The organism is Umezawaea sp. NPDC059074 (genome assembly GCF_042738955.1).
Lineage (GTDB): Bacteria > Actinomycetota > Actinomycetes > Mycobacteriales > Pseudonocardiaceae > Umezawaea.
This window is the reverse complement of record NZ_JBHYHC010000067.1, coordinates 22679-29407: the sequence shown is the minus strand read 5'-3', so window position 1 is coordinate 29407 and position 6729 is coordinate 22679. Positions and strand designations below refer to the sequence as shown.

At 73.4% G+C, this 6729-nt stretch carries 7 protein-coding genes; 2 read left to right on the top strand and 5 right to left on the bottom strand.

Going from position 1 to position 6729, the window contains the following annotated elements:
- Positions 1–55: 55 nt before the first annotated feature.
- Entirely contained in the window at positions 56–877 is an 822-nt protein-coding gene (locus ACFWW9_RS27375; protein ID WP_390383736.1) for an SDR family oxidoreductase, read from the bottom strand.
- Between the two features lie 164 nt (positions 878–1041).
- Here ACFWW9_RS27375 and ACFWW9_RS27370 point away from each other — a divergent pair, with 164 nt between their 5' ends.
- Positions 1042–1887 carry a helix-turn-helix domain-containing protein gene (locus tag ACFWW9_RS27370; RefSeq protein WP_390383734.1) on the top strand — a complete coding sequence of 282 codons (846 nt, stop codon included), beginning with the start codon at positions 1042–1044 and terminating at the stop codon, positions 1885–1887.
- Here the strand turns inward: ACFWW9_RS27370 and ACFWW9_RS27365 are convergent.
- A complete protein-coding gene (locus ACFWW9_RS27365) occupies positions 1880–2722 on the bottom strand; it encodes a hypothetical protein (RefSeq protein WP_390383732.1) in 843 nt (280 codons plus the stop codon). The two genes, ACFWW9_RS27370 and ACFWW9_RS27365, sit on opposite strands and share 8 nt — an antisense overlap.
- An 80-nt stretch (positions 2723–2802) precedes the next feature.
- Positions 2803–3651, bottom strand: a complete 849-nt coding sequence (locus tag ACFWW9_RS27360; protein WP_390383730.1) for a helix-turn-helix transcriptional regulator — start codon at positions 3649–3651, stop codon at positions 2803–2805.
- An 85-nt stretch (positions 3652–3736) separates the two neighbouring features.
- Between ACFWW9_RS27360 and ACFWW9_RS27355 the strand changes: the two genes are divergently transcribed.
- A complete protein-coding gene (locus ACFWW9_RS27355; protein ID WP_390383728.1) occupies positions 3737–4489 on the top strand; it encodes an SDR family NAD(P)-dependent oxidoreductase in 753 nt (250 codons plus the stop codon).
- A gap of 186 nt (positions 4490–4675) precedes the next feature.
- Here ACFWW9_RS27355 and ACFWW9_RS27350 read toward each other — a convergent pair whose 3' ends face one another.
- Positions 4676–5650: an aldo/keto reductase gene (locus ACFWW9_RS27350; protein WP_390383726.1), complete on the bottom strand. Its 975-nt coding sequence runs from the start codon at positions 5648–5650 to the stop codon at positions 4676–4678.
- A 40-nt stretch (positions 5651–5690) separates the two neighbouring features.
- Positions 5691–6725, bottom strand: a complete 1035-nt coding sequence (locus ACFWW9_RS27345) for a zinc-dependent alcohol dehydrogenase family protein (RefSeq protein WP_390383724.1) — start codon at positions 6723–6725, stop codon at positions 5691–5693.
- Positions 6726–6729: the final 4 nt, after the last annotated feature.

Genomic DNA, 6729 nt, shown 5'->3' with positions numbered 1-6729 from the left:
TGTCGCCGTCCCCGACGTGGTCGGTGACGGCGTCCTCGTGTGGCTCCGCTGACGGTCAGGCGTCCTGGCCGACCACGGTGAGCGGGAAGGACTCCCAGCGGTCGAGCTCGGCCAGTCGGGAACGCAGCGACGTGCGGATGTTGTCCACGGCGTCCGCGCCGATCGCCAGGCGCAGCGGCGGGTCCTCCAGAGCGACGACGGCCAGGACGACCTCCGCGACGACACGGGGGTCGCCGAACGCCTGGGCGGGCAGCGAGGCGAAGTGGTCGAGGGACTTGCCGACGGACTGGGCGTAGACGTCGTTCGACGGCACGACGTGCATGTTGTGGGTGAACCCGGTGGCGAACAGGCCCGGCTCGACGATGGTGACCTTGACGCCGGTGGGGGCCAGTTCCTGGGCCAGGCCCTCGCTGATCAGCTCCACGGCGCTCTTGGACGCCGAGTACACGCCCGAGGCGGGCCAGGAGAACTGGCCGTTGAGCGAGGAGACCTGGACGATCCGGCCGCGGGCCGCCCGCAGCGCGGGCAGGGTGGCGCGCAGGACGGTGAGGTTCGCGAGCACGTTGGTGTCGAAGACCGCGCGGGCCTGGGCGGCGTCGATCTGCTCGACCGACCCGAACAGCCCGTAACCGGCGTTGTTCACCACGACGTCCAGGCCGCCGCCCGCCGCGGTGACGGCGGCGGTCAGGGCCTCCTGCGCGTGCGGCGCGGTGACGTCCAGCTCGACGGCGGTGACCCGGCCGAGGCGGGCGAGTTCGGCGAGCTGGTCGGGACGGCGGCCCACCGCGATCACGTGGTGGCCCGCGGCCAGCGCGCGCTCGGCGATGAGACGGCCGAAGCCGGAGGTCGCTCCGGTGATGAGCCAAGGGGAAGACATGTCCGGACTCCCTGTCCACGGGGCGGGACCCGTGGTCCCGCGCTGCCTCCAACCAACCGCTCGGAGCCGGCCACGGCGACGGGTTGTCCGGCCCTCCGCTTCCTGGGACGCGGAGGGCCACCTCCACCCCCGCGCCGAACGTCGTCACGGGTCAGGATGGGGGTGTGCAGCGCAACGAGGTACTCGCCGACTTCCTCCGGACCCGGCGTGCGGGGATCGACCCGGACCGCTTGGGCCTGCGCGACGCGGCTCCGCGCCGAGTGCCCGGTCTGCGCCGTGAGGAGTTGGCCGCGTTGGCGGGCGTGAGCGTCGACTACTACACGCGCCTGGAGCAGGGCAGGCCCATCACGCCGTCGTCGTCGGTGCTGGACGCCCTCGCCGACGCCCTGGAGCTGGACGCGGCCGAGCGCAGCTACCTGCACACCGTCGCCGGGCCCTCGACCCGTGCGCGCACGACGCCGCGCACCGTCCAGAAGGTGCGCCCCGGCATCCGCGCCCTCGTCGCCCGCCTCGGGGACACCCCGGCCGTCGTCCTGGGGCGGCGCACGGACGTCCTCGCCATCAACCCGATCGCCCGTGCCCTGCTCGCCGACTTCCCGGCGATGTCCGCGCGCGACCGCAACGCCACGCGCTGGGTGTTCCTCGACGAGACCGCCCGGTCGCTGTTCCTGGAGGGCTGGGAGAAGGTGGCGTCGATGTTCGTCGGGATGCTGCGGATGGACGCCGCCCGCTACCCCGACGACACCCGCACGGCCGAGCTCGTCGGCGAGCTGTCGATGAAGAGCGACCCGTTCCGCCGGTGGTGGGCCGGGCAGAAGGTCGTCCAGGCGGGGCACGACGTCAAGGTCCTCCACCACCCCGTCGTCGGCCTCCTGACGCTGCACACGGAGGCGCTGGCGTTCCCCGGCGACCCGGACCAGACCCTGTTCACGTTCCTCGCCGATCCCGGCTCGCCCACCGACGAGGCGCTGACGGTGCTGTCCTCGTGGATGGCCCGCGGGCTCAGGTGATCGCCGCCCGCGCCACCGAGCACGACCGTTCCCCGGCCCCGCTCCACGTCCCCGCCGACCCCCGCACCGCGTGGTCGAGGCCACCGGTGGCGGTGGTGAGCAGGACGTGCAGCTCACCGCCCACCCCGGCGGCGGCCAGGTCGGTGACGTGGCGGGGAGCGCTCGCCAGGTCGTCGGCGCGTTCCCAGCCGCGGTCGGCGCGGTGGACCAGGTGGCGCACCCGGTCGACGGTGTGGGCCAGGACGTGCAGCGCGCCCGCGACCCCCGCCGCGGCGATGCGGCCGCGCTGCGCGGCCACGTCGTGGAACGCCCGCCAGGTGCCGTCGGCCCACCGGATCGCGTGGTGCAGCCTTCCGCGGTTGGTGGTGGCCAGCACGTGCAGGTCGCGGCCCACGGTCGTGACCGCCAGGTCGGTGACGAAACCGGGGTCGCCGGTGAGGCCCTTCAGGTAGTCGAACGGCGTCCACGACCCGTCGGCCCGCCGCCGGGTGAGGAACAGCCCGCCGGTGGCGGTCCGCACCAGCAGCCGCAGGGTGCCGTCGACGGCGGTCGCGGCCACGTCGGCGACGTGCCCCGGATTGCCCGCGTGGGACTTCACGTCGCCGAAGCGGACCCACACACCGCTCGCGCGCCGCACGGCGTGCACGAGGCCGCCCGAGCGCGTCACGGCCGCGGTGTGCAGGTCCCCGTCGACGACAGCGGCGCAGGTCGCGGTGAGCGGCCCCCGATCACCCGCCTTGACGGGGTCGAAGTCCGCCCACGAGCCCGCGGCGTGCAGCAGCCCGCCACCCCTCGTGACCGCGACCAGGTGGGGCGCCGTGTCCGTGCCGAGCATCCATCCGCCTTCCGGAGATCGAGTGATCACCGAGGTGGCGTGACACACCCGTTCCACGGTGTTCCACCGATAGGAGCGGCTTATGGGTCGTTCCGCCGCTCGCGGAGCAGGCGGTCGAGCCTGGCGGCGGTGTCGGTGCCCGCGACGGGGTTGAGCAGGCTGATGGTCACGTCGTGCCTGCCGGGCACCCGCAGTCGGGTCGTCTCGAACTCCAACGTGCCGACCACCGGGTGGTCGAGCCGGTTGGCGATCTGGCCGCCCGCCATCACCCTGGTGCGGGACCAGAGCTCGGCGAACTCGGGGCTCGCCGTCGCGATGTCCTCGACCACGGCGCGGTAGCCGTCGTCGTGCGGCCGTTCCGCCGTCGCGGCCCGGAACTGCGCCACGAGGTCCTCGGCGTTCCGCCGCCACCCGTCCCCGCGGGTCCGGTAGAGCGGGTCGGTGAAGTACATCCTCAGGCAGTTGACGTCCACGCCCTCGGGGCCGAACACCAGCCGGGCGGGCTCGTTGTGCCCGACCACGTTCCAATAGGCGTCCATGATGACCGCCGGTGACGGCGACCAGGCATCGACGAGCCGTTGCAGGCCCGCGCGCAGGGCGGGGTCCGAGGGGGAACCGGGTTGCGGCGGGTTGAGGTCCGCGAGCACGTACAGGTGCCGCCGTTCGGCGTCGTCGAGCCGGAGGACCCTCGCGATCGCGTCGAGCACCTGCGGCGACACGGTGATGGTCCGCCCCTGTTCGAGCCACTGGTACCAGGACGGGCCGACCCCGGCCAGCACCGCGACCTCCTCGCGCCGCAACCCGGCCGTCCGACGGCGAGGACCCCCGTCCGGCAGCCCGACCTGCGCGGGCGTCACCGCCGCCCGTCGCTCGACCAGGAACTCCCGCAACTCCCGACGGCGTCCCGCCGACCCTGGTGCTCCCACCACCAGGACAACCGGTGGCTCCCCACGCGCATTCCGGCGCTCGCACAGTGGTGTCGACGGGTTGGTCGAGCGAGTGGAAGACGAGGACATGGACGCATCAGCATCTTTCGAGGGCCGAGTGGTGGTCGTGACCGGCGCGGGGTCCGGGATCGGTCGAGCGGCCGCGCTCGCGTTCGCGCGGGCCGGGGCGGACGTCCTCGGCGTCGGGCGGCGGCGGGACGCCCTCGACGAGACCGCGGCCGGGGATCCGCGCATCGCCGTGGAGACGGCCGACCTGGTCACGGCGGGCGCGCCCGCGCGGGTGGTCGCCGCGGCGGTCGAGCGCTGGGGGAAGATCGACGTGCTGGTGAACAACGCGGGCGCGATCAGGCCGATGTCGTTGGAGGACACGACCGCCGAGGCCGTCGACGCCCTGTTCGCCGTCAACGTGACCGCGCCCAGCGCGCTCGCCGCCGCGGCGCTGCCCCACCTGCGCGAGACGCGCGGGGCGATCGTCAACGTCTCCAGCACGTACGGCCACCGCCCCCTGGCCGGAGCCGCGCACTACGCGGCGACCAAGGGCGCCATCGAGCAGCTCACCCGCAGCTGGGCGCTGGAACTGGCGCCCGACCACGTCCGGGTCAACGCCCTGGCCCCCGGCGCGCTCCGCACCGGCCTCCTGTCCGCCAACGGGGTCGCGGACGAGGTCGTCGACGCGATGCTCGACCACGAGCTGTCGCGGACGCCGTTGGGCAGGCTCGGCGAGGTCTCCGAGATCGCGGACTGGCTGCTGCGCGTCGCCGCCGCGCCCTGGCTCACCGGCCAGGTCGTGACGGTCGACGGCGGGCTCTCCCTGCACTGACCGGCCGCCCGCACCGACGGTCGTCGTCGGCGCGGGCCACGCCTGGGGTCGGGACGCTCCGCGGTCGCGGGCACGCCCGTCGTCAGGGCCGCCGCGGCGAGGAGCAGCGAGGCGATGACCGCCCTTGAGCCGAACGTGGTTCCCCCTGGGAAGTCGTGATCTTCACGACCGCCGTGCTCGCACGGGTCAGCGTTCCAGCAGGCGCGATTGGGCCTCGTTGTGGGTGTTCCCGGCGGCCGGGGGGAGGGCCGTGAGGGTGGTGAGGTGGTCCTCGGTGAGGGTGATGGCGTCGGCGGCGGTGTTCTCCTCGACACGCGCCACGCGCTTGGTGCCGGGGATGGGGGCGATGTCGTCGCCCTGGGCCAGCAACCAGGCCAGGGCGACCTGGGCCGGGGTGGCGTCGATCCGCGCCGCGATGGCGGCGACCTCGTCGGCCAACCGGAGGTTGTGCCGGAAGTTCTCCTCGGTGAACCGGGGGTTGTCGGCGCGGAAGTCGTTCGCGGCGAACTGGTCGGTGGAGCGGACCGTGCCGGTCAGCACACCGCGGCCCAGCGGGGAGAACGGCACGAAACCGATGCGCAGCTCGCGCAGCACCGGCAGCACGCGGGCCTCCGGGTCGCGGGTGAACAGCGAGTACTCCGACTGCACGGCGGTGATCGGGTGGACGGCGTCGGCGCGGCGGATGGTGTCGGGGCCGGCCTCGGACAGGCCGATGTGCCGGATCTTGCCCTCCGCGACCAGCTCGGCCAGCGCGCCGACGGTGTCCTCGATCGGCGTGCCGGGGTCGACGCGGTGCTGGTAGTAGAGGTCGATGCGGTCGGTGCCCAGGCGGGTGAGGGAGCCCTCGACGGCGATCCGGATGTTGGCCGGGCCGCTGTCCGCGCCCCCGTCCCGGCCGGTGTGCGAGATCAGGCCGAACTTGGTCGCCAGCACGACCTCGTCCCGACGGCCCTTCAACGCGCGTCCGACGAGCTCCTCGTTGGTGTACGGGCCGTAGACCTCGGCGGTGTCGACGAGCGTGACACCGAGGTCCAGCGCGCGGTGGATGGTGCGGATGGACTCGGCGTCGTCGCTGCCCGCCCCGGTGTAGCCGTGGGACATGCCCATCGCGCCCAGGCCGACACAGGCCACGTCCAGGTCGCGCAACGAGATGTGCTTCATCGTTCGGTTTCTCCTTCGTGGACGGTCGTGGTGCGGGTGGTCAGGGGCGGATGAGGACCTTGAGGGCCTCGCGGTCGTTCATCGCCCGGTAGCCGTCGGCGACGTCCTCCAGTCCGACGGTGCGGTCGAAGACGCGGCCGGGGCGGATCGAGCCGTCGAGGACGTGCGGCATCAGCTCCTCGATGTAGGCGCGCGCCGGCGCGACACCGCCGGTGAGGGTGATGTTGCGCAGGAAGTCGCGGAACCCGAAGGGGACGTCGGTGAACTGGGGAGCGCCGACCCGGCTGATCGTGCCGCCGTCGCGGACGACGCCGAAGCCCTGCACGACGGACTCCTTCAGGCCGACGCATTCGAGGACCCGATGCGTTCCCTGCCCGCCGGTCAGCTCCCGCACGCGGGCGACGCCCTCCTCGCCCCGCTCGGCCACGACGTCGGTGGCGCCGAAGTCACGACCGAGGTCGGTGCGGGTCCGGTGCCGTCCCATGAGGACGATCCGCTCGGCGCCCAGCAACCGGGCGGAGATCACGGCGCTCAACCCCACCGCGCCGTCGCCGATGACGGTGACGCTGTCGCCCTTCCCGACGCCCGCGGTGCGGGCCGCGTGGTAGCCGGTGCACAGCACGTCGGAGAGGGTGAGCAGGTCCGGCAGCAGCGCGGACTCCTCGCCGACCGGGAGCTTGACCAGCGTTCCGTCGGCGTACGGGACGCGCGCGGCTTGGCCTTGGCCGCCGTCGACACCCCTCACCCCCCACTGTCCACCGTGGACGCAGGACGTCTGCAAGCCTTCGAGGCAGTACTCGCAAGTGTTGTCGGAGTAGGTGAACGGCGCGACCACCACGTCGCCCGCCTTCAGGGTGCGCACCTCGGACCCGGTCTCCTCGACCACGCCGAGGAACTCGTGCCCCATGTGGCGGGGCGTGTCGGTGGGCGGCAACGACTTGTAGGGCCAGAGGTCGCTGCCGCAGACGCACGACAGCAGGACGCGCACGACGGCGTCGGTCGGCTGGTGGATCGTCGGGTCGGCGACGTCCTCGACGCGCACGTCGCCTGCCGCGTACATCAGGGTTGCTCGCACGAGC